This is a genomic window from Olleya sp. Ti.3.14, assembly GCF_038154885.1.
Classification (GTDB): Bacteria; Bacteroidota; Bacteroidia; order Flavobacteriales; family Flavobacteriaceae; genus Olleya.
Genome location: NZ_JBAKAO010000001.1, coordinates 231,011 through 254,111, shown reverse-complemented (window position 1 = coordinate 254,111; position 23,101 = coordinate 231,011). Strand labels below are relative to the sequence as shown.

The window sequence follows — 23,101 nt, the reverse complement described above, 5'->3', positions numbered from 1 at the left end:
TTTAAACGTATTTGATTAATAGCAACAAAAGTCCTAATTAAATTTAGGACTTTTGTATTTTTAAACCATATCACAAATTTATGAGCATTAAACTAGCAATAGAGTTTCTTAAAAAATTAGAAAAAAATAATAATCGCGAATGGTTTGCAGATAACAAACCAGAGTATGACAAGGCGTTAAAAGCAACTAAATTGGTTTTTAATGACATATATTCAAAAATGCAAGTGCATGATGAACTTGATAAAATGAAGCTGTTTAGGATTTATAGAGACGTCCGTTTTTCTAAAAATAAATTGCCTTACAAAAATAATTTTGGAGGTACATTTCATCGTGTTAAACCAAGATTAAGAGGTGGATACTATGTGCAAATACAACCAGGAAATAATTTTATTGCTTGCGGTTTTTGGGATCCTAGCAAAGAGGATTTATTAAGAATAAGAAAAGAATTTGAAATGGATGATAATGAGATTAAATCAATCATTAATGATTCAAAATTTAAATCTGTTTGGGGAACACTAAAAGGTGACGAACTAAAAACAGCTCCAAGAAATTTTGACAAAGATCATGAAGCTATTGATTTAATTAAGAAAAAGCAATACATATTTTCTATACAATTTACAGACGCAGAAGTCATCTCAGAAGACTTTGCTCAAAAGGTCAATGACTATTTTAAAACCATTAGACCCTTTTTTGATTATATGAGTGATGTATTAACTACAGACTTAAATGGTGTGTCTTTAATACAAGACTAAGCAACTTCTGTAACCGTATATTTGGTACCATTAAATTCAAAAATGTCACCTGCAGACTTTTGTTTTAATAATTGTCCAATAGGTGATTGTAATGAAATGGCATAATAATCTTGATTATCAATTTGGATTTTACCAGCACTAATGGATATAAAAAAGTGAAGACTGTCTGTCTTAACTAAGCTTCCTAAAGCAGCACTAGTGCTTAATAAATTAGCTTTTACTAATTTTAAATAATCTTGGGTTTTTCTAGCATCGTTTAGATAGCCCATATTTTTTTCTAAATCATTTAAAAGTTTACCGTTTCCAGAATCATCATCATCAGAGCTACCTTTATCATTACTTTCAATAGACTCTTTAATTAAGTCTATTTCGTTTTTGTAATCTGTAATGCGTTTTCCTACCTGTTCGTTACAAATTTGCAGAAGTTGTTGTTTTATTGTCATAGGTTATATTAAACTGCTTTTAGTATTTTTGGTTTTTCAAATAGCTGAATATTACTTTGCAAACGCTGTTTTACAATGGACATCATTCGTTTATTTAAAGCGGACGAATTTAGAATATATTTTTCATATTCTTCTGTAGTAAATTGACCAATTATCATTCCTTTTATACTATTTCTAAATTTGATGTCTTTATGGACAGCATTTTCAATATAATTTAAACGTTTTTCAATGGTTAATTGATAAAATACATTTTTATGTTTAGCTATATAATTTCTAAAAACTTGAATAAATAATTCGTTTTGTAATTTTATAATTGGTCTTAGGGTTATGTTCTGGAAACGCTCCTCATCGCTCATATTTTGACTAATGATAATACTTTTAATTATGGGTCTGATAGCTAGTAATTGTGTGTCTCTGGTAGTCATAATATTTAAGTTTTATTAAAAATATCGATAATAAAGACTAATGATGGTATAGTTAAATTTACTTTTTAACTGTGTTGTTAACAATCAAGATTTTTTATCTTTGATTAAAAGAGAAAAACATGAGATTTCACACTAGAAAATGGGTAAAACCCGAAGATTTAAATCCTAACGGAACATTGTTTGGAGGACAATTGTTAGCTTGGATTGATGAGGAAGCTGCACTTTATACAATAATACAGTTAGAAAACAATAAAGTGGTGACCAAATACATGAGCGAAATTAACTTTATGAGTAAGGCTGTTGAAGGTGATATAATTGAAATAGGTATGGAAGTTAAAAAATTTGGAAGTACCTCAATATCTTTAAATTGCGAAGTAAGAAATATGCGCACCAGAGAAACCATAATTACAGTAGATAATATTATTATGGTCAATCTAGACAAGGATGGTAATTCAAAACCACACGGAAAAACTAAAATTGAGTTTGTAAAAGACAGATTGTCAAATTAGTATTTTAGTGCATCACACTATTGCAAACTTATTTTAAGTATTTTTTATCTACGTAAAAAGTACCAAAAGGCAATATGGACGCCAATAATACAATACCAAAGACTTTATTTGACCATTTTTGTTCTGGCTTAATTAAAAAAGCTAGAGCAATGTATCCAACAAATAATAAACCATGTGGCATTCCTAATAATTGGACGTAATAATCGTCACCATCTGGAAGTCTTTTGTAAATAGCAGCAGCCATTAATAATAAGTAAGAAACACCTTCTAATAAAGCAACGATACGAAATGTTTGAAGCATAATATTTGTCTTTTTTACAAAGATAATTATTGTTTTTTTTAATTACCATTTATATAGGATTAATCATTAATTTCGTTTAAAATTAATCGTATGGATAGTACTAGAAAATCAATATTAATTGTACTTGCTTTTTTCTCTATTTACTTTATTTGGGGTTCTACATATTTGTTAAATAAAATTATGGTGTCAGAAGTCGCGCCATTTTTTTTAGCAGGAATAAGATTTTTTAGTGCTGGAATATTGATTTTTATAATTGCCAAATTTTTAAAAATATCACTTAAAGCCAACAAAAGACAATTATTAAATTCAGCTTTTGCTGGATTTTTATTTCTGGTGTATGGTAATGGAGTCTTTGTTTGGGCCTTAAAGTATGTAGATAGCGGTTTTGCAGCATTAATAGCAGCTACACAACCATTATTTGTTATATTTTTAATGCGAATATTGCATGGTTCTAAAATTAAAACTAAATCTATTATTGGTGTCATTTTTGGCTTTATAGGTATGTATCTTTTAGTAAGTCAAGAAGCATTAGCACTTAATAAGGACAGTATTATTGGAATATTAATGATATTTACATGTGTATTAAGCTGGAGTTACGGTAGTATTTTTGTTTCTAAATCTAATTTGCCTAAAAACTTTTTTGTAGCAACAGGTTATCAAATGCTTTTTGCTAGTCTTTTATTATTTATATTAAGTTTAGCTTTTAATGAGGCTTGGTTAGCGCCAACAAAATGGAGTCTAAATGCCAAAGGGTCTATGTTATTATTAATTGTCTTTGGAGGCGTTGTCGCGTTTACAGCATTTAATTACTTGTTAAAAGAGGTCGCTACAGAAAAAGTTTCTACTTCTGCCTATGTAAATCCTGTAATAGCATTGTTTTTAGGTTGGTATGTATTAGACGAGCAAATTACGATGCAATCTATAGTGGCAGCATTAACTTTATTAACAGGAGTTTATTTTATTAACTCTAAGAAAAAATTAGTCATTTTTTCACGATTTAAAAAGCAATAATTAAGGCTGTTACATAAAAAAAGCTAATTAGCCTAAAGACTTAATATACAATTATTTAAAAATTTACTATCTTTGTAGCTCATTTAAGTAAGTAAACCTTTCCTTAATCTTTATTTTAAGTACTTTAGAATCGTTAAGCAGAACATAGCTTTTAATTACTTTCTGACAAATGAATTCATTTAAAACACACATTTAATAACGCTAATGGCTAAATCGCAACAAACATTTAATAAAAGTGAAAAAGAAAAAAAACGCTTAAAGAAAAGAGAAGATAAGCGCAAGAAGATGGAGGCACGCAAGCTTGACAAAGAAGCTAATGGTGGTTCTGATGGTATACAGTTTGCATATGTAGACTATAATGGTAATTTGGTAGATACTCCACCAGATCCAGAATTAAAGGAAAAGATTGATGCAGAAGAAATCGTTTTAGGTGTTCCTAAAAAGGTTGAAGGAGAGGAAGAAGATCCAGTAAGAAACGGGAAAGTATCATTTTTTGATACATCTAAAGGTTTTGGTTTTATTATCGATACAGAAAACAACGAAAAATATTTTTGCCACGTTAGTGGATTGATTGATCAAATTGCAGAAAATGATAAAGTGTCTTTCGAGCTTGAAAGAGGAATGAAAGGGATGAATGCAGTTAAGGTTAAAAAAATATAATCGACCATAATTTAAATTATAAACCCATTAAGAATAATCTTAATGGGTTTTTTTTTATTAAAAAAATTACAATATAAATTCTAGATGCTTATCAAATAATTTTTACTAAACATTTTATTATATATATCCATACTAAACATATAAAGTTGTGAAGGTTTTTTGGATACGCCAACTTGCTTTTCATCTAAAGCAATAATGTATTTTTTGTTAATTAGCTTGCGTCTAAAGTTGCGATTGTCTATTTCAATGCCTAAGATAGATTGATATAGATCTTGTACTTCATTAATTGTAAATTTATCAGGAAGTAATTTAAAAATAATCGGCTCTGATAAGCATTTAACTTTTAAATCTTCGTAAGCTTCCAATATTATTTTTTCGTGATCAAAACCTATTTCAGGCAAAGTGTTAACAGGAAACCATTTTGGGTTGAAGGTGTTGTTTTCTAAATTAACATCTTCTGTTTTAAGTAAAAAGTAATAAGCTATTGTTATTGTTCTTAAATTAAAAGCTTCATTTTCAATCCAAATTAGGTCTTTTGGATTTGTTAATCGATCTGGATCTCCAAAAGCTTTAAACTGCTTTTTGTATTGATTTGTTAATCCTGTTAATTCTTTTAAAACTCTAGTGGCTGTATCGTCCAAAGTTTCGTCATTATATACATGATATCCAGTCAATACAAAATCATTAACCAAAATTTCTTCAGTTAATTTAGATTTTAAAAATCGGTTTATTAATAAAACATTCAACGACTTGGTGTTGGTGTCATAACCAAATACCACACAATCTACCGATAGGTTTAATATTTTTTCTGTACTCATAGATTTACTTCATTTATTAAAATAGGCACGTTAACGTCTTTGTTACGTTAAATAATATATGTGTATCCAATACAATATACTTAAGTTTTTGGTAATATAGCACATATAAAGGTTAATATAACATATTTTTTTTTGCGAATTATTAGGTTTTTATAAATTATTTATGATACATTTGAAAAACAAACGTAATTATGACGTTTAAAAATATGCTGAATTTTAAAACATAATAAAATGACAATTAGCCAATTAACCAAACATACTATAAAGTCTGAAAAGCTTGGTAATAAAAATCTACGACTATTATTATTGTTTGGTTTTTTTATGCTTAGTGTTGTTCCAGATGTTTTTTCTCAAAATCAAGAAGTGCTAGAGGAAGACAACCAAAATAATGTAGAAGATACAGAGCAGGATTATGAGCCATTTAGTATAGGTGCGCATGTAAAGAATATGCACACATGGCATGGTTTTGTGGTCCATCCAGGAGCATTATTTACTGCTAACTTAGAATATAATTCAAAAAACAAGAAGTTTACTTTTGGTTTTTGGGGAGGAGCAAGTTTTTCTTCAGTAGATGTAAAAAACATTAACACTAACGAAAATGAAAGTGCTTACTATAAAGAGTTTTCAATTTATACCAAATACCGTTTTTCAGATAAGTTTTTTATTGAAGCAGTATCACATAATAATTATACAGGTGTAGAAGAAAGAGGAGATAAGCTTCACTATTGGAGTTATGATAAAACACAAGGTTATAATTTTGTGGATTTAAATTTTGGTTACAATATTACGCCTAATACGTTATTGTATTTAGCAACAATTATTAATGGAGGTTCTGGTGATTATCAAGTGCAATCCAATGGTGACCTAGAAAACTCGTGGACACATTATTTTGAAATTAATAGTAAAGTGTGGCAAAACAAATCTTCAAGCTTGTCTTTATTTGCTGGAGGTGCATGGTCTTTTATTACAGATAAAACTTTTTATACAAAAAGATCTGGTAATATCATTAATGTTGGTGCTACCTTTAGTAAAAAGCTTAAAATCAGTAATTATAATATACCAGTGGATGTTACTGCAATGTGGAATCCAGAACAAGAAAAGACCGTGTTACAATTAGATATAACATTGTTTTAAATTAAAGCTAAATCAGTAATAATTAATGTATAACGATAAAGTGTTAACTTACATAAAAAGACAAAAATCTTTAAGTAATATTTAAAATCATGAGAATAAAAAACTTAAAATTCGGACTAAAATTTATAAGTATGCCACTGTTGGTTATCTTATTTAATCTATCGCTATACAGCTGTGTAGAGCATTTAGACGCAAGTCAAAATAAAACAACTGGTGCAGAGGTAGAAGGAGCGCTTTTTAGTAGCGCTATAGATCTTACAGGTAAAAAAATAGGCTACTGCACACCATCATTAAATGCGCCTTACTACCAAGCTTTGCTACAAAGTATAAAATCTACTACAGAAAAAAACGGTATGATTTTTTTATCAGCAGACGGTCAAGATGATATCACCAAGCAAATTGCTGCGGTTGAGGATTTAATAACTAAAGGTGTTGATGCCCTTTTATTAAATCCAAAAGATCCAGATGCTTTGGTTGGGATTACAAAAGTAGCTAAAGCTGCAGGAATTCCGGTTTTTATAATTGATAGTTCTATAAACTCTTCCGCAGATTTTGTAACAACCATTCAATCTAATAATCTGGAAAATGGCGCATTAGCAGGAGAGTGGTTGGCTAAAAAAATGGGTAACACACCAATGAATATTGCTTTGTTAAGTGGTAACGCAGGAAACCCTGTTGGACGCACACGCAAACAAGGTTTGTTACAAGGTATAACAGAGGAGCAATTACGTACGCAAGGAAAAATTAATTTAAATGTAAAAACCCAAGCGTATACAGAGTGGTCTTATGCAGGTGGTTTAAAAGCTATGGAAGATATTTTGGTAGCTCATCCAGATATTAATGTGGTGATCACTGAGTCTGATGTGTGTGTGTTAGGTGCTATTAAAGCTATTGAACAGGCTGGTAAAACAGATGATATATTAATAGTTGCTGGTGCTGATGGACAAAAAGAAGCTATTAAGTACATTATGGAAACTGATTTTTATGGTTGTACTGCAATGAATAGTCCAGTGCAAATTGGTAAAAATGCTGTTAAATATGCAATAGAATATATAAACGGAAAACGTGATTTTGATAAAAAATCTTATACAGCACCTTTATTAATTACAAAAGAAAACGCTGCTAAATATTACAATCCTGATGCTTTATTTTAATAGCTAATATCCATTGATATGAAAAACTTAAAAAATGAATATCGTCTTGAAATGTCAGGAATATCCAAAAGTTTTGGTGTTGTTTCCGTATTAAAAGATGTGACTTTAAAAGTTAAACCAGGAGAAATTCATGCTTTATTAGGCGAAAACGGAGCAGGAAAATCAACACTTATAAAAATATTAAGTGGTGTACATCATAAAGACTCTGGTACTGTTCGCTTAAATGGGACAGAAATTAATCCTAAAAACACACATGAAGGTCAGGTTTTAGGCATAAGTGTGGTATATCAAGAGTTGTCTTTAGTTAATGATTTGTCTGTTGCCGAAAACATCTATTTACACAAATTAGGAGCAAGTAAGTTTTGGATGAATTGGGATAAGATTACTAAAGATGCTCAAGCTTTAATAGACTCTTTAGGATTTACAATTGACGCTTCAGCAAAAGTTAGAAATTTAAGTATAGTCCAAAAACAAGTAGTCGAAATTGCAAAAGCATTATCTGAAGACACTAAAGTATTGGTTTTAGATGAGCCAACAACTGTTTTTGATCCTACAGATACAAAAAAACTGTTTGACAACCTTTTTAGATTAAGAGATCAAGGAATTTCAATAATATACATTTCTCATCATTTAGACGAGATTATTAAAATAGCAGATTCTGTTACAGTACTTAGAGATGGTGTTGATACAGGAAGTATGGCTGTTAAGGATACAGATACGGATGGTATTATACGTTTAATGATTGGTCGCGAATTGAAAGATTTGTTTCCTATTAGAGATGCGGTAATTGGTACAGAACCTATTTTTGAAGTTAAAAATCTAACTGCAAAAGACACTATAGTGCATGATGTTTCATTTTCAGTACGTCCGGGAGAAGTCCTTGGTATTGCTGGATTAGGAGGGAGTGGAAGAACAGAAACTGCAAAACTTATTTTTGGAGCTGACAAAAAAATATCTGGAACTTTAATTTTAAATGGTAAAGAGATAAAAACAAAATCTCCGGTAGATGCTGCTGCCCATCAAATTGGCTTTGTCTCTGAAGACAGAAAGGAAGAAGGTGTGTTTTTACCATTATCCATAAGAAGAAACGTTAGTGTCACTAATTTTAAATCCATTTCAGGAAAATTAGGATTTATTAATGTGGACAGCGAATATAAAAAAGTGCTAGGCTTAATTGAGAAGTTAAATATTAAAACACCAAGTTCTGAGATTGATGTTAAAAACTTAAGTGGTGGAAATCAGCAAAAAGTAGCCTTAGCTAAATGGTTAAGTATAGATAGTAAAGTAATTTTTATTGACGAGCCTACTAGAGGTGTGGACGTTGGAGCTAAAATAGAAATCTATAACCTAATAAACGAAGTCGCTAAAAAAGGCGTTGGAGTGGTTGTAATATCATCAGATATGCCCGAAATAATGGGTATTTCCGATCGTATTCTAGTCATGCATGAAGGGACCATTTATGGCGAGTTACAAAAAGATCAATTTTCTGAAGAAAACATACTGCGTTACTCTATTGGTAAGGCATTAAAACAACACAATTAAATATTAAAAATTTCACGTTATGGCTTTAACATTAAAACAACAACTTAGTAGCCCAGGTGGTTTTCTTAAGTTTTTAGTAAAGTATAATACTATATTTATTTTTATTTTATTAGTAATCTTTTCAGCGTTAATATCTGATGTTTTCTTTACTTCAGTAAACTTGTCTAATTTATTGAAACAAGTCTCAGGTATTGGTATTATTAGTATTGGAATGCTAATCGTAATCTTAACAGGCGGTATTGATCTATCTGTAGGGTCTATGGTGGCTTTGTTGGCGGTTACTTTCGCTATTCTAATAAACCTAGTCATACCACCATTAGCAATAGTATTAACCATTGCAATAGGTTTTGGTTTAGGTAGTATTTCGGGATATCTTGTCGCCTATCAAAAAATGGCGCCTTTTGTTGCAACATTAGCTTTAATGACTATTGCAAGAGGATTAGGGTTTATATATTCTAAAGGCTCTCCAGTTACTTTTAAAACAGCGGGAGGTGTACACATGTCAAATTTTGCAAACAACGCTACTTTAGGAATACCAAATATAGCAATTGTCTTTTTTCTAATTGTTATAGCAGCCATGGTTATGCTACGTTATAACGTCTTTGGAAGACTAATTATAGCTATTGGAAGTAACGAGGAAGCGTCACGTTTATCAGGTATAAAAGTTAACAAATACAAGTTTTTAGTATACGCTATTTCTGGTGCTTTAGCAGCTACTGCAGCTATAATTGTAGCATCTAGAACTAATTTAGGGTCACCAAATATGGGTATGTCTTGGGAGTTAGACGCTATAGCAGCTGTTGTGATTGGTGGAGCTAGTTTAAATGGTGGTAAAGGGACTGCTATTAATACGTTAATGGGTGTGCTTATTTTAGGATTAATAGGAAACATTTTAAACTTACTGAATGTACCTTCTTATCCTCAGCAAGTTGTTAAAGGAGCCATAATCATTTTTGCAGTATTACTTCAAAGATTTGAGAGTAAATAATAAAATTATTAAGATGAAAAATTACAAATTAAACGCTGAAAATCTTTCAAATATATCTGAAAGAATTACAGTACCACAATACGATAGAACGACCATAAAGACAGGAATAGTACATGTTGGTATTGGTGGTTTTCATAGATCACACGAAGCTTTTTATACAGACCAGTTATTAGAAGATCTAAGTAATAAGGATTGGGGAATATGCGGTATTGCGTTATTAGATTTTGATAGCAGAATTTATAATACGTTAAACGAGCAAGACGGATTATATACTTTAATAGTTAAAGAATTAGATGGTACACATACCAATCGTATTATTGGATCGATAGTCGAGTATTTATATGCACCAGAGAATCCATTAGCGGTTATCGAAAAAATGGCAAGTCCTGAAGTAAAAATTATATCATTAACGATTACTGAAGGTGGTTATAATTACAACGAAGCGAATAAAACATTCGATTTTACCAATCCTTTAATTCAGCATGACTTAAACAATCCAAATGTGCCAAAAACCATTTTTGGATACATAACCCAAGCCTTAAAATTAAGACAAACTAGAGGTTTAAAAGGTGTAACTATTCAGTCATGCGATAACATTCAAGGTAATGGTCACATGACAAAAATGATGTTACTAAGTTATGTTAGCAAAGCTCAGCCAGATTTAATCGATTGGATTGAGTCAAACGTATCGTTTCCAAACGCTATGGTAGATAGGATAACACCAGCAACGACACCAGAGGATATATTAAAATTAATTAAAACTACAGGAATTCATGATGCTTGGCCAGTAGTTTGCGAGCCTTTTAAACAATGGGTTATAGAAGATAATTTTATTGAAGGAAGACCTGCTTGGGAAAATGTTGGAGCGCAGTTTGTAAAAGACGTGGTGCCATATGAAAAAATGAAACTAAGCTTATTAAATGCTGGTCATTCAGTAATAGGAATTTTTGGTGCATTAATGGGTTATAATACCATTGATGAAGCGGTCAATAATCCAAATATCAGAACTTTTCTAATGCATTATATGGATGAAGAAGTGACACCAACTTTAGGCGATTTAGAAGGTGTTGATTTAGATGCTTATAAACAATCGTTGTTAGAGCGCTTCGGAAATATCAATATTAAAGATCAAATTGATCGTATTTGTTCAGAAAGTTCGGCTAAGTTTCCCATTTTTATATTACCGACAGTAAACGCACAATTACAAGATAAAGGTGATATTACTAGTGCTGCATTTGTTGTAGCTGCTTGGGCTATATATAGTTTAGGTAAAGATGAGAAAGGAAATGGTTTAATAATAAAAGATGCTATGCAAGCGGTATTACATGCAAAAGCATTGGAAAGCACTGCTAATCCAGAAGCCTTTTTAGAAATAGAAGCAATTTTTGGTTCATTAAAAGACTCAAAGCCATTTGTTGAAGCTTACACAACAGCATATAATGATATTTTAAAGCATGGTTTGGAGCAATGTGTATTTGATTTAAACGCTAACATTAAACTAATATAAATGAAAAATATAGTTTGTTTTGGAGAAGTGTTATGGGATGTTTTTCCTTCACATAAAAAAATTGGAGGAGCACCTTTAAATGTCGCATTACGCTTAAAGTCTTTAGAGAATAATGTATCAATTATAAGTAGTATTGGAGACGATAATAAAGGCAATAAAATAAAAGATTTCATTTCAAGTCAAGGCGTAAATATCGATAATTTACAAGTGGATGTTAAGTTAAAAACTGGTAAGGTTAAAGTAATGCTTAATGCAAAAGGTTCTGCTTCTTATGATATTATGTTTCCTAGAGCTTGGGATAATATTCAAATTACATCGCTCAATAAAAGTGTAACACAACAAGCTGATGCTTTTATTTACGGTAGTTTAGTTGCAAGAGATGAAAACTCCAGAGAGACTTTATACCAACTCTTAAAATATGCAAAGTACAAGATATTTGATGTAAATTTAAGAGCGCCATATTATACAAAAGAGGTTTTAAATCATTTAATGAATGAAGCTGATTTTATAAAATTTAATGATGAAGAAATTTTTGAAATAGGAGAAACATTAAATTCCAAAACACATTCTTTAGAGCAAAATATTAAATTTTTAGCGGATCATACAAACACCAAAACTATTTGTGTAACAAAAGGACGTCATGGCGCAATTTTATATTTTAATGATACCTTTTATTACAATAGTGGTTACCATATAGAGGTCGTTGATACTGTTGGTGCAGGAGATTCATTTTTAGCTACGCTAATAAGCAAATTACTTAAAGGTGACAATCCTCAAGACGCCATTAATTATGCATGTGCTATTGGAGCATTGGTTGCGGGAAGTCAAGGTGCTAATCCTAAATTTAGTATGGAAGATATTAATACGTTTATTAACCCTTAAGTTATTTTACGTTTTTATTTTTTTTGAATTGATTGATAGTAGTTGATAAGGCTTTTATGTTTACATAAAGCCTTTTTTTATTCATTTAAAGCTCAATAATTCCATTGATATTTATTTAAATTTTTAGCATCTTTGTATGATGTATTCTGCTATCATAAATCACATAAATAATCACGTATCTCCAAGTTTGGAGGATATTAAATTATTTAATGCTGCTTTAAATCAAATATCTGTATCTAAAGGGCAGTTTTTACTAAAACCTGGCACACATGTTAAGCATGAATATTTTGTTGTTAAAGGCTGTCTAAAAGCATATTACATTGACGATAAAGGTGGTATTCATATTATTCAATTTGCTATTGAAAATTGGTGGATTGGAGATTTTGATGCTTTTTATAATCAGGGTTCATCCATCTTATATATTGAAGCTATTGAAGACGCCACACTATTGGCAATAAACTACGACGTGCTGCAAGAGTTATACACAAAAGCACCAATTTTTGAGCGCTATTTCAGAGTATTAATAACGCAAGCCTTTATTGCACAGCGTAAACGTATTTTGTCAACTCTTGAAAAGAATACTAAAGAACGTTATATTGAATTCTGTATTTCTTACCCAAATATTGAAAATCGTGTTCCTAATTACGATATAGCCAATTACCTAGGTGTATCTCCAGAAAACCTAAGTAGGGTACGGAAGCAGCTAAAAAGTTAAAACTGTCCTAATTGATATAGATCAATTAAATTGAAGGAAGTGATTTGTAAGTTTGTAATAATTAATACATTACATATTTTTACATGAGCAAACAACCTTTATTAATACCATATAACAAAAACATAAATTTAAAAAACAGAGTAGTTATGGCACCTATGACGCGAAGTCGTGCTAATAACGATGGTAACATACCAACAGACGATTTGCATGGATTGTATTACGAGCAACGTGCATCTGCAGGATTAATAATTACTGAAGGATCTCAAGTATCAAATAAAGCTGTAGGTTACATCAATACTGCAGGAATACATACAGATGCGCAAGTAGAAGGTTGGAAAAAAGTAACCAAACGCGTACGTGATAAAGGCGGAAAAATCTTTATTCAATTATGGCATGTTGGTCGTATGTCACATCCAGACTTTCATAATGGTGATTTACCAGTTTCGTCTTCAGCTTTAAATCCAAACGCAAAATCATATACGCCAGAAGGATTTAAAGATACTGTTACTCCAAAAGCGATGACCATTGCAGAGATTAAACAAACGGTTAAAGATTTTCAAGATGCTGCAGCAAATGCAGTAAAGGCAGGTTTTGATGGAGTAGAGATTCATTCATCAAATGGTTATTTATTTCATCAATTTTTTAATAATTCTTCTAATAATAGAACAGATGAATATGGTGGAAGCATAGAGAATAAAACACGTTTTTTCTTTGAAGTTTTAGATGCTATAAAAGAAGTAATTCCGCAGGAAAAAATTGGAGCACGTTTTAACCCTTCTTTAAATGGTCTTTTTGGAATGACCATGGATGAGGAAACGATACCTACTTTTGAATATATTATAAAAAAACTAAACGAATACAACCTAGCTTACGTCCACTTATCAGAACCATTTACAGACGTTTCGGATATTCCGTATGCTGTCAAAGAAATCGCAAAACATTTTAGACGATTATATAACGGTACACTTATGATTAATGCAGGTTTTGACCAAGAAAAGGGTAATAAAGTTATTGAGAATGGTGATGCAGATCTAGTAGCTTACGGTAAATTGTTTATTTCAAATCCAGACTTAGTAGCGCGTTTTGAAAACAATTTAGAGTTGGCAGAATGGGATGAGGACACCTTTTACACAACAGGTCCAAAAGGATATACAGATTATCCAAAAGCATGTAAATAATAAAAGTTTAACTTAAAACAAACAAGATGAAATTTACAAGAAAAGCAAATGCAGAATGGAAGGGAAGTGGTAAAGATGGACAAGGTAATTTAACCACAGGAAGTAAAGTTTTAGATAAAACAGCCTATTCATTTCATACCAGATTTGAAGATGGTGAAAAAGGAACAAACCCAGAGGAGTTAATAGGAGCAGCACATGCAGGATGTTTTGCAATGCAATTAAGCTTTTTATTAAACGAAGACAATTTTACAGCAACAAGTTTGGACGTAGATGCTACGGTCACTTTTGAGGATGGAGCAATTACTAAAATAACACTAAACCTAGAAGGTGATGTTCCAGAAATTGACGCCGAACAATTCCAGCAAATAGCACACAAAGCAAAGGAAGTATGTCCAATTTCCAAAGTATTGAATACAGAGATAGAACTTAAAGTAACACTTAAAAAAGCATAAAAATGGCAACGACAACAGTAAAAGCATATGGTGCAACTTCAGCAACCGAAGATTTAAAACCTTTAGATATTCAAAGACGTGCTGTAGGTACAGACGACGTAAAAATTGATATTACGTATTGTGGTGTTTGCCATAGTGATATCCATACAGTTAGAAACGATTGGAAAGGATCAACTTATCCTGTAGTACCAGGACACGAAATTATTGGTCGTGTTACAGAGGTTGGATCAGCAGTTAGCAATTATAAAGTTGGTGATTTAGTAGGTGTAGGATGTTTAGTAGACTCTTGCCAATCTTGCGCATCATGTGATCAGGATTTAGAACAATTTTGCGAAAAAGGTGCAACGTGGACTTACAACAGTCCAGATAAACATATTGAAGGTAAACAAACATATGGTGGATACGCATCGTCAGTAGTGGTTGATAAAAAATTTGTATTACGTATACCTGAGAATTTAGACGAAGCTGCAACTGCACCTTTACTATGTGCAGGTGTTACTACTTGGTCTCCATTAAGTCATTGGAAAGTTAAAAAAGGAGATAAAGTTGGGGTTATTGGTCTTGGTGGATTAGGTCACATGGGAGTTAAATTTGCAAATGCCTTAGGAGCTCACGTTGTAATGATTACAACATCTCCAGAAAAAGGTAAAGATGCAAAAAGGCTAGGTGCTCATGAAGTGCTAGTATCTAAAGATGAGGAGGATATGAAAAAACACCAAGGAAGTTTTGATTTTATCTTAAATACTATTCCTGTAGGACATGAAATGGATCCTTACCTAGGCTTATTAAAAATTGACGCTACAATGGTTTTAGTTGGTGCTATCGAAGCTTTGGAACCTTTCCATGGAGGAAATATCATTATGGGTCGTAAACGTATTGCTGGATCTTTAATTGGAGGTATAAAAGAAACACAAGAGATGTTAGATTTTTGTGGAGAACATAATATTACAAGTGATATTGAACTTATCGATATGCAAGATATTAATAAAGCATATGATCGTGTTACAAGTAACGATGTTAAATACAGATTTGTAATTGACATGAAATCGCTTAAAAATTAAAGCACTTTTTTTAATTATATAAAAAACAGCCTCTAAGTTATTTAGAGGCTGTTTTTGTTTTTAGGCTAAAGCCGAAAAATTCTCGTCGATAGATTACCCGATTTGGTATAGTTAAAACCCTCAAACGTCTATCGCTTTATAATAAGATAGTATATAGTTTCACCTTTGAAGTGTAGAATTAAAACACCTTTTAAAATGAAATTATATTTAATCATAGTCAGTTTATTTTTTGTGCAACTGTCGTTTGCTCAAAAAACATCTACTAAAGTTTGGTCGCTTCAAGATTGCATAGATTATGCAATTGAGCATAATATTACGATTAAAGATGCCACTTTGGATAAAAACCTTGCTGAAGCGGATTACAGTAAAGCAAAGTCATCTAGATTACCAAACCTATTTGGTAGTGCATCGCAAAATTTTTCTAACGGAAGTACTATAGATCCTATTACTAGCGATTATGTTACAGATCAAATCCATAGTACAAATGTTGGTATTAATAGCTCGATGACTTTATTTCAAGGGAATCAACTTAGCAACCAAATCAAGCAAAACAAGATTTTGTTAGAGCAAAGTATTTTTCTAGAAGAAGTCGAAAAAAACAATATTGTTTTAAACATTCTAGAAGTGTATCTACAAACACTTTATAGTAAAGAAAGTATCGCTATAGCGGAAAACAATGTTATTGCATCAGAAAAAGAAGTTGAAAGAGCAAAAGCAAGATTAGATGCAGGAACCATTGCTTTAAGTGATTATACCGAAGCACAAAGTCAAGCAGCTACTAACAAATTTAATGTAATATCGGCCAAAAACAATTACCAACAATACATTATTCAACTAAAACAATTATTAGAATTATCGCCTCTAGAAGATATTCAAATTGAAACTATTGATGAAAACATGGATTTAATTAATCTAGATATCGATAAAAATCAACTTTACAATAATGCTATAGGTTTTCTACCAGAAATTCAGGCAAGTAATTTAAATATTGCAGTAAACGAGAAAGCACTTGACATTGCTAAAGGAGGTTTTTTACCAACTTTATCCTTAACAGGAAGTATTGGTTCTGGTTACACAAGTATTAACGACAATACGTTTTCAGATCAGTTTGATGTTAACTTCAATCAAAAATTAGGATTATCGCTAACCATTCCAATTTTTAATAGAAATCAAACCAAAGCAGCAGTTAAAACAGCATCAATAAACATTGATAAAGCGCAAATACAAAAGCAAACTACAGAGAAAGAAGTTTATAAAAAAGTAGAAACAGCTTACCAAAATGCAGTATCTGCGCAAGAGCAAGTTATAGCTGCAGAGGCCTCTAAAGTAGCAGCAGAACAAAGCTATAAACTTGCACAAAAAAAGTATGAATTAGGTGGTTTAAGCACAACAGACTTGGTAATAAGTCAAAACACTTTTACCAATGCGCAGCAAAACTATTTACAATCTAAATACCTAAATATTTTATATCACGAGTTATTACAATTTTACCAAGGAAACGATATTAAACTTTAATCAACATAGTCATGAACCTTCCATAACTAAATTTCGATACCTACAGAAATTATAATATGGAAGCACCATGTGACAGATAACTAACAATAAATATACACACATGAAAAACAAAAAAAATATAATATTAACTAGCATTGTCGTACTTGTACTTGCATTTGTAGGCTATAACTTTTTAAAAAGCGACGATGCCATAGTTATAGAGCCTAAAATAGTTACAGCAAAAATAAATAACGTAACCACTATGGTTACTGCAACAGGAACTATGGAACCAATTACACAAGTTGAGGTTGGTACACAAGTCTCTGGAGTGGTAGAAAAAATATATGTGGATTATAATAGTGTAGTTACAGAAGGTCAGTTGATTGCTGAGTTGGATAAAACCAATCTAAACGCAGCAAAAACTCAAGCGCAAGCTGTCTATGATAATGCAATAAGTCAAAGAAATTACACAAAAACAATTTACGACAGACAGAAAACATTATTTGATAATCAAGTGATAAGTAAATCCGATTTTGATGATGCTAATTTTAATTATCAAACAGCAAAAGGAACAGTAACACAGCGTTATTCAGATTTGCAACAAGCTAAGACTAATTTAGAATATGCCAACATTTATTCGCCTATCAATGGTGTGGTATTGTCTAGAGCTATTGACGAAGGTCAAACGGTAGCAGCAAGTTTAAGTACACCAACGCTATTTACTATTGCTCAAGACTTAAAAGAAATGCAAGTAGAGGCAGATGTGGATGAAGCAGATATAGGACAAGTAAAAGAAGGTCAACGCGTGACATTTACAGTCGATGCTTACTTAGGAGAAACCTTTGAAGGTGAAGTAACACAAGTAAGATTAGACCCAACGGTTACTTCAAATGTGGTAACGTATACCGTTGTAATTAAGGCAGATAACCCAGATTTAAAACTGAAGCCAGGATTAACAGCAACTATTTCAATTTACACATTAGAATTAAATGATGTATTAACTGCGGAAGCTAAAGCCATAAACTTTAAACCAGAAAAAGAAGTCTTTGCAAGCTATAATTTACAACATCAATTAGAAGCTAATAACATTGAAAGAACTAAAGAAGGAACAACACTTTGGGTATTGGAAAGTAACGGGACTATTTCACCTAAAACAGTAACACTTGGCGCAAGTGATGGTGTAAATGTACAAGTGTTAAATGGCGTTTCAGAAGGAGATAAACTTGTATATAGTTTAAAAGGGGTTTCAAAATCTGAGGCTAGTGTTTCCGCTAAAAGCGAAAGTCCATTTATGCCACAAAAACCAGGAGGTAACAGGAAAAAATAAATAATTATGAGTAAAGCAATCATAAAAATAGAAGATTTAAAACGAGAGTTTACCATGGGAACCGAGACGGTTCATGCATTAAGAGGTATTTCGTTTGATATTAAAGAAGGAGAATTTGTCACTATAATGGGATCAAGTGGTTCAGGAAAAAGTACCATGCTTAACATTTTAGGATGTTTAGATCAACCAACGTCCGGAACCTATGAAATTGATGGTGTTCGAGTGAAAGATTTATCTAGAAATGAATTGGCAACTATTCGAAACGAGAAAATTGGATTCATTTTCCAATCTTATAATTTATTAGCAAGAACATCGGCTATTGAAAACGTGGAGTTGCCCTTATTATATAACAGTAAAGTAAATTCCGAAGAGCGAAGGGAACGTGCAATCAAAGCTTTAGAGATGGTTGGTTTGGGCGAGCGATTGCATCATACACCTTCGCAGCTTTCGGGAGGACAACAACAACGTGTGGCTATTGCCAGATCGTTGGTTAATAATCCAGTAATGATTTTAGCTGATGAAGCCACAGGGAATTTAGATACAAGAATGTCGTATGAGATAATGGCGTTATTTCAGGAGTTAAACAAACAAGGGATTACAATCACATTTGTTACGCACGAGCCAGATATAGCGACGTTTAGCAGTAGAACTATTGTGTTAAAAGATGGTGAAGTGATGCAGGATTATGAGAATCATAATATTCACTCTGCAGCAAATGAATTGGCCAAACTACCTAAACAAGACGGTTAATTATGAAATGCCATATCAAAATTCTAATATGAATTTATATGTAATTGTGGCATTCCATTTGACCTTAAAAAAACAATAAATATAAACAGATGAGACTATTAAATTTATTTAAAATCGCAACAAAAGCCATCATTCTTAATAAAACAAGAACCTTATTAACGATGCTTGGGATTATTATAGGTGTGGCTTCTGTTATTGCAATGTTAGCTATTGGAGAAGGCTCCAAAGAGAGCATTCGGACTACCATATCAAGTATGGGTTCTAATATGATAACTATAAAAGCAGGTGCGGACACAAGAGGCGGTGTAAGGCAAGAGGCAAGTGTTATGGAATCGCTGACTTTAAGTGATTATAAAGCCATTAAAGCACAGTCGACTTTACTAAGTTACAGCACGCCAGTGGTAGAAGGTAAAGGTCAAGTTATTAATGGCTCTAGCAACTGGCCATCATCGATTTACGGTGTTAATCCTGAGTATTTAAACATTAAAGTGGTCGATTTACAAAGTGGGAGTATGTTTACAGATGCTGAGGTTCAAACAGCATCTAAAGTGGCTGTAATAGGTCAAACGGTTGTAGATAATATATTTCCTGATGGTCAAGATCCTGTAGGGCAAATGATTCGTTTTAATAATATTCCGTTTAAAGTTATAGGTGTTTTAGAAGAAAAAGGAGAAAACACCTTTGGTCAAGATCAAGACGATGTAGTCATAGCACCTTATACAACGGTTCAAAAACGTATTTTGGCTATCGATCATTTAAATCAGATTATGTCATCTGCTATCAGTGAGGAAGAGGCGCCAAATGCTGTTTTAGAAGTCTCTAAAATTTTAAGAGAACAACACAAATTAACGGATAGTGATACAGACGATTTTACTGTGCGTTCTATGGAAGAGTTAATTTCAACGTTCAGTTCAACCAGCGAAATGCTTACAATACTGCTAGTTGCGGTAGCTAGTATTTCACTATTAATTGGAGGAATTGGGATTATGAATATTATGTATGTTTCTGTAAAAGAACGTACTAAGGAGATTGGGTTACGTATGGCTGTTGGTGGTAAAGGATCGGATATTTTAATGCAATTTTTAATTGAAGCTATTTTAATAAGTATTACAGGTGGAGTTTTAGGAGTAATCTTAGGTCTTGGAGCGACTGTATTTATCGAAAAATTCTTAAATTGGCCTACAAGCGTGGCTATGTATTCAATTGTCATTTCCTTTGCAGTATGTGCTGTGACAGGTATCTTTTTTGGATGGTATCCAGCAAGAAAAGCATCAGCTTTAGATCCAATAACCGCTTTACGTTACGAATAATAAATTATGTACAAGAATAAAACAATAACGGTAGTATCACACGTGCTAGTATGGCTAACATTATTTTGTTTGCCATATTTACTGTCGTATGGACAAGAGCAAGAAATTAATAGGGTAATCGCACATTTTTGGATTCCTTTGTTCTTTTCTGCTATTATCTTTTACATCAATTATTTTTTACTTGTAGATCGCTTTTTATTTCCAAAAAAAACGCTACTGTTTATAGTGGTAAATATAGCTCTGATAGGATTGTTTTTGTTTTTAAAAGAATATATAGAAGATAATTACTTTCAAGAGCTTCTAAAAAAACGACTAGCAAATACCAACAGAGTAGAGCCACCTTTTAAAATGGCTATTTACATACAATTGTTATCGTATTTAGCACCTTTGTTCTTTTCAGTAGCATTAAAATCAACAAAACGATGGGTTAAAACAGAAGCCGAACGTAAGGAAGCTGCTAATTTTAAATTAAAGTCAGAGTTACAGCATTTGCATTATCAATTGCAGCCACATTTCTTTTTTAATTCGTTAAATAACATTTATTCTTTAGTAGATATTTCGCCAGATCAAGCAAAATCTTCAATTCACAGTTTAAGTAAGTTAATGCGTTATATGTTGTATGAAACTAATTTAGAAGTGGTTCCACTTAGTAAAGAAATCGATTTTCTTAAAAAGTATATCGATTTAATGAAGCTAAGAGTGTCCGATAAAACAAGTGTTAGCTATAGCTTTCCTGTAAAAGAAACTGGTATACAAATAGCACCTTTGTTGTTTATTTCGTTAATCGAAAATGCTTTTAAACATGGTGTTTCGGCTACTAAACCAAGTACTATTGATATTAATATGACTTGTGATGCTGCAACTGTGTTATTTTCTGTTGAAAACCATAATTTCCCAAAGAAAACAGACGATAAAAGTGGTTCTGGTATTGGACTTCAGAATTTAGAAAAGCGTTTAGAATTATTATATTCGGATAAATTCAGCTTTAAAACTATTTTAAAAGATGACCGCTTTTTAGTTACTTTAAAAATTGAAACTAATTAAATTATGAGCAATATAAAAATATCGTGTGTTATTGTGGACGATGAGCCTATGGCTTTAAATTTAGTAGAAAGTTATGTGGAAAAAACACCTTTTTTAGATTTAAAACAAAAGTGTAGTAGCGCAATTGAAGCTATGGAATTTATAAAAAATAATCCTATTGATTTATTGTTTTTAGACATACAAATGCCAGATTTATCTGGTATTGAATTTTCTAAAATGTTACCAAAAGATACGCGTGTAATTTTTACTACAGCTTTTGATCATTATGCGTTAGAAGGTTTTAAAGTAGAAGCTTTAGATTACCTTTTAAAGCCTTTTGATTATGCTGAGTTTTTAGCTGCTGCCAATAAGGCAGCTACTTGGTTTGAGTTGGTAAAAGGGAAGAATCAACCTGTAGTTTTTGAAGCAAAAGAATTCCTTTTTGTAAAATCGGAATACAAACAATTGCGTATAAAGTTAGCAGATGTTTTATATTTTGAAGGGTTAAAAGACTACATTAAAATCTGGTTAAAAGACAACCCAAAAGCTATTTTAACTTTAATGAGTTTAAAATCTTTAGAACAAGAATTGCCAGAAACACAATTTATGCGTGTGCATCGCTCATTTATAGTATCCCTTAAAAATATAGATGTTATAGAGCGTAGCCAGATTATAATTAACGGTCAACGTATAACGGTTTCAGAGCAATATAAACCTAAGTTTTTAGAGTATATTAATAATAATTCTTTGCATTAATTTGCTAGGAATTTGTCACTTTAAAATAATCTCATCTATAAAATTATCGATTAAGTAGATACAATTTAGCTAACCGTCTATTTTCATTTTTTAATGTAATTAATTCAAATACCTTTAAACTATTAATACTAAAAAACGTCTTAGTATTAATAGTAAAATAAAGTTGAATTTTAAATCTTTAAATTATGAAAACATTTATAAAAGCATACATATTACCAGCAGTATTGCTGGTTGCATTTGCATCTCAAGCAGAAGCACAAACGAGAAGAACTACAACCACAAATAATAGTAGAAAAGTTACAATTACTAAACGTACTATTGCTGCGCGCGTACCAAGTACAAAAGTAACATATAAAACGCCTAAACGTAAAGTGGTTTCGGTTAGAAATGTACCAAACAGAACTCTTGTAGTACATAAAGGACAAAATTATTACTATGCTAATAACAAGTATTATACACAATCCAGAGGTCGGTATATTGTAATAGCTCCAAAGGTTGGTTTTAGAATTAAAACTTTACCTGTAAATTATAAAAGAGTACGTTATAACAACCACAATTATTTCAATGCTCATGGTATATTTTATATTCAAATAAATAATCAGTATGAAGTGGTAGATCCAGAAGTTGGAACTATTGTTTATGAGTTACCAGACGATTATGAAAAGGTTGTTATAAACGACGAAACATATTACGAATTCGCAAATATATTATACGAAAAAATACAAATAGATGGCACCAGAGCTTATGAAGTGGTTGATATTATTGAAATGGAATAAATGATTTTTTGATTTGGTTTGTTGATAGTGAGAAAAGGGGATAATTGAAAAATTATCCTCTTTTTGATTTGTATAATTTATTAAATAAACGGTTAAATGTTTTTGATATTTGTAATTGCTCAAAATAAAAATC

25 protein-coding genes are annotated in these 23,101 nt (G+C 31.5%); 21 read left to right on the top strand and 4 right to left on the bottom strand.

Annotation, left to right across the window (positions count from 1 at the left end; all coding sequences use genetic code 11):
• The first annotated feature begins 80 nt into the window (after positions 1-80).
• Positions 81-752, top strand: coding sequence for a DUF2461 domain-containing protein (locus V6251_RS01140; protein WP_341586622.1), 672 nt, complete (start codon positions 81-83; stop codon positions 750-752).
• Here the strand turns inward: V6251_RS01140 and V6251_RS01135 are convergent.
• Together V6251_RS01135 and V6251_RS01130 are read right to left on the bottom strand one after the other, a co-directional pair.
• Complete coding sequence (locus V6251_RS01135; RefSeq protein WP_341586621.1) at positions 749-1,195, bottom strand: hypothetical protein; 447 nt, start codon at positions 1,193-1,195, stop codon at positions 749-751. The two genes, V6251_RS01140 and V6251_RS01135, sit on opposite strands and share 4 nt — an antisense overlap.
• Positions 1,196-1,203: 8 nt before the next feature.
• A complete protein-coding gene (locus V6251_RS01130) occupies positions 1,204-1,620 on the bottom strand; it encodes a glyoxalase (protein ID WP_341586620.1) in 417 nt (138 codons plus the stop codon).
• A 119-nt stretch (positions 1,621-1,739) separates the two neighbouring features.
• Here V6251_RS01130 and V6251_RS01125 point away from each other — a divergent pair, with 119 nt between their 5' ends.
• On the top strand, positions 1,740-2,129 hold the full coding sequence (locus V6251_RS01125; protein ID WP_292945255.1) for an acyl-CoA thioesterase: 390 nt from the start codon (positions 1,740-1,742) through the stop codon (positions 2,127-2,129).
• 28 nt (positions 2,130-2,157) lie between these two features.
• Here V6251_RS01125 and V6251_RS01120 read toward each other — a convergent pair whose 3' ends face one another.
• The gene (locus tag V6251_RS01120) at positions 2,158-2,430 is read right to left on the bottom strand and encodes a DUF3817 domain-containing protein (RefSeq protein WP_145001736.1); all 273 of its coding nucleotides are present in this window, start codon (positions 2,428-2,430) and stop codon (positions 2,158-2,160) included.
• 90 nt (positions 2,431-2,520) lie between these two features.
• Between V6251_RS01120 and V6251_RS01115 the strand changes: the two genes are divergently transcribed.
• Positions 2,521-3,441, top strand: coding sequence for an EamA family transporter (locus V6251_RS01115; protein WP_341586619.1), 921 nt, complete (start codon positions 2,521-2,523; stop codon positions 3,439-3,441).
• Positions 3,442-3,645: 204 nt separating this feature from the next.
• Positions 3,646-4,101, top strand: coding sequence for a cold-shock protein (locus V6251_RS01110; protein ID WP_090841006.1), 456 nt, complete (start codon positions 3,646-3,648; stop codon positions 4,099-4,101).
• 80 nt (positions 4,102-4,181) lie between these two features.
• Here the strand turns inward: V6251_RS01110 and V6251_RS01105 are convergent, their stop codons facing one another.
• The gene (locus V6251_RS01105; RefSeq protein WP_341586618.1) at positions 4,182-4,919 is read right to left on the bottom strand and encodes an NUDIX hydrolase; all 738 of its coding nucleotides are present in this window, start codon (positions 4,917-4,919) and stop codon (positions 4,182-4,184) included.
• 231 nt (positions 4,920-5,150) lie between these two features.
• On the opposite strand from V6251_RS01105, the gene V6251_RS01100 reads away from it, so the two are divergent.
• The 17 genes from V6251_RS01100 (at position 5,151) to V6251_RS01020 (ending at position 22,968) form a co-directional block, all read left to right on the top strand.
• A complete protein-coding gene (locus V6251_RS01100; protein ID WP_341586617.1) occupies positions 5,151-6,053 on the top strand; it encodes a hypothetical protein in 903 nt (300 codons plus the stop codon).
• An 89-nt stretch (positions 6,054-6,142) separates the two neighbouring features.
• Complete coding sequence (locus V6251_RS01095; protein ID WP_341586616.1) at positions 6,143-7,207, top strand: substrate-binding domain-containing protein; 1,065 nt, start codon at positions 6,143-6,145, stop codon at positions 7,205-7,207.
• Between the two features lie 18 nt (positions 7,208-7,225).
• Positions 7,226-8,749 (top strand): sugar ABC transporter ATP-binding protein, encoded by a 1,524-nt coding sequence (locus V6251_RS01090; protein ID WP_341586615.1) that lies wholly within the window; start codon positions 7,226-7,228, stop codon positions 8,747-8,749.
• 19 nt (positions 8,750-8,768) lie between these two features.
• Positions 8,769-9,737, top strand: a complete 969-nt coding sequence (locus tag V6251_RS01085) for an ABC transporter permease (protein ID WP_341586614.1) — start codon at positions 8,769-8,771, stop codon at positions 9,735-9,737.
• A gap of 13 nt (positions 9,738-9,750) precedes the next feature.
• A complete protein-coding gene (locus V6251_RS01080) occupies positions 9,751-11,244 on the top strand; it encodes a mannitol dehydrogenase family protein (RefSeq protein WP_341586613.1) in 1,494 nt (497 codons plus the stop codon).
• Positions 11,245-12,126, top strand: coding sequence for a carbohydrate kinase family protein (locus V6251_RS01075; RefSeq protein ID WP_341586612.1), 882 nt, complete (start codon positions 11,245-11,247; stop codon positions 12,124-12,126).
• A gap of 136 nt (positions 12,127-12,262) precedes the next feature.
• The gene (locus V6251_RS01070) at positions 12,263-12,841 is read left to right on the top strand and encodes a Crp/Fnr family transcriptional regulator (RefSeq protein WP_341586611.1); all 579 of its coding nucleotides are present in this window, start codon (positions 12,263-12,265) and stop codon (positions 12,839-12,841) included.
• An 83-nt stretch (positions 12,842-12,924) separates the two neighbouring features.
• Positions 12,925-14,019, top strand: a complete 1,095-nt coding sequence (locus tag V6251_RS01065) for an alkene reductase (protein WP_341586610.1) — start codon at positions 12,925-12,927, stop codon at positions 14,017-14,019.
• Between the two features lie 26 nt (positions 14,020-14,045).
• The gene (locus V6251_RS01060) at positions 14,046-14,471 is read left to right on the top strand and encodes an OsmC family protein (protein WP_341586609.1); all 426 of its coding nucleotides are present in this window, start codon (positions 14,046-14,048) and stop codon (positions 14,469-14,471) included.
• 2 nt (positions 14,472-14,473) lie between these two features.
• A complete protein-coding gene (locus V6251_RS01055; RefSeq protein ID WP_341586608.1) occupies positions 14,474-15,532 on the top strand; it encodes an NAD(P)-dependent alcohol dehydrogenase in 1,059 nt (352 codons plus the stop codon).
• Between the two features lie 195 nt (positions 15,533-15,727).
• Positions 15,728-17,047 carry a TolC family protein gene (locus tag V6251_RS01050; RefSeq protein ID WP_341586607.1) on the top strand — a complete coding sequence of 440 codons (1,320 nt, stop codon included), beginning with the start codon at positions 15,728-15,730 and terminating at the stop codon, positions 17,045-17,047.
• Positions 17,048-17,147: 100 nt separating this feature from the next.
• A complete protein-coding gene (locus V6251_RS01045; RefSeq protein ID WP_341586606.1) occupies positions 17,148-18,353 on the top strand; it encodes an efflux RND transporter periplasmic adaptor subunit in 1,206 nt (401 codons plus the stop codon).
• Positions 18,354-18,359: 6 nt separating this feature from the next.
• A complete protein-coding gene (locus tag V6251_RS01040) occupies positions 18,360-19,103 on the top strand; it encodes an ABC transporter ATP-binding protein (protein WP_341586605.1) in 744 nt (247 codons plus the stop codon).
• 89 nt (positions 19,104-19,192) lie between these two features.
• Positions 19,193-20,413 (top strand): ABC transporter permease, encoded by a 1,221-nt coding sequence (locus V6251_RS01035; protein ID WP_341586604.1) that lies wholly within the window; start codon positions 19,193-19,195, stop codon positions 20,411-20,413.
• 6 nt (positions 20,414-20,419) lie between these two features.
• Positions 20,420-21,457, top strand: a complete 1,038-nt coding sequence (locus V6251_RS01030) for a sensor histidine kinase (RefSeq protein WP_341586603.1) — start codon at positions 20,420-20,422, stop codon at positions 21,455-21,457.
• Positions 21,458-21,460: 3 nt separating this feature from the next.
• Positions 21,461-22,192, top strand: a complete 732-nt coding sequence (locus V6251_RS01025; protein ID WP_341586602.1) for a LytR/AlgR family response regulator transcription factor — start codon at positions 21,461-21,463, stop codon at positions 22,190-22,192.
• A 185-nt stretch (positions 22,193-22,377) separates the two neighbouring features.
• On the top strand, positions 22,378-22,968 hold the full coding sequence (locus tag V6251_RS01020) for a DUF6515 family protein (RefSeq protein ID WP_341586601.1): 591 nt from the start codon (positions 22,378-22,380) through the stop codon (positions 22,966-22,968).
• Positions 22,969-23,101 lie beyond the last annotated feature (133 nt).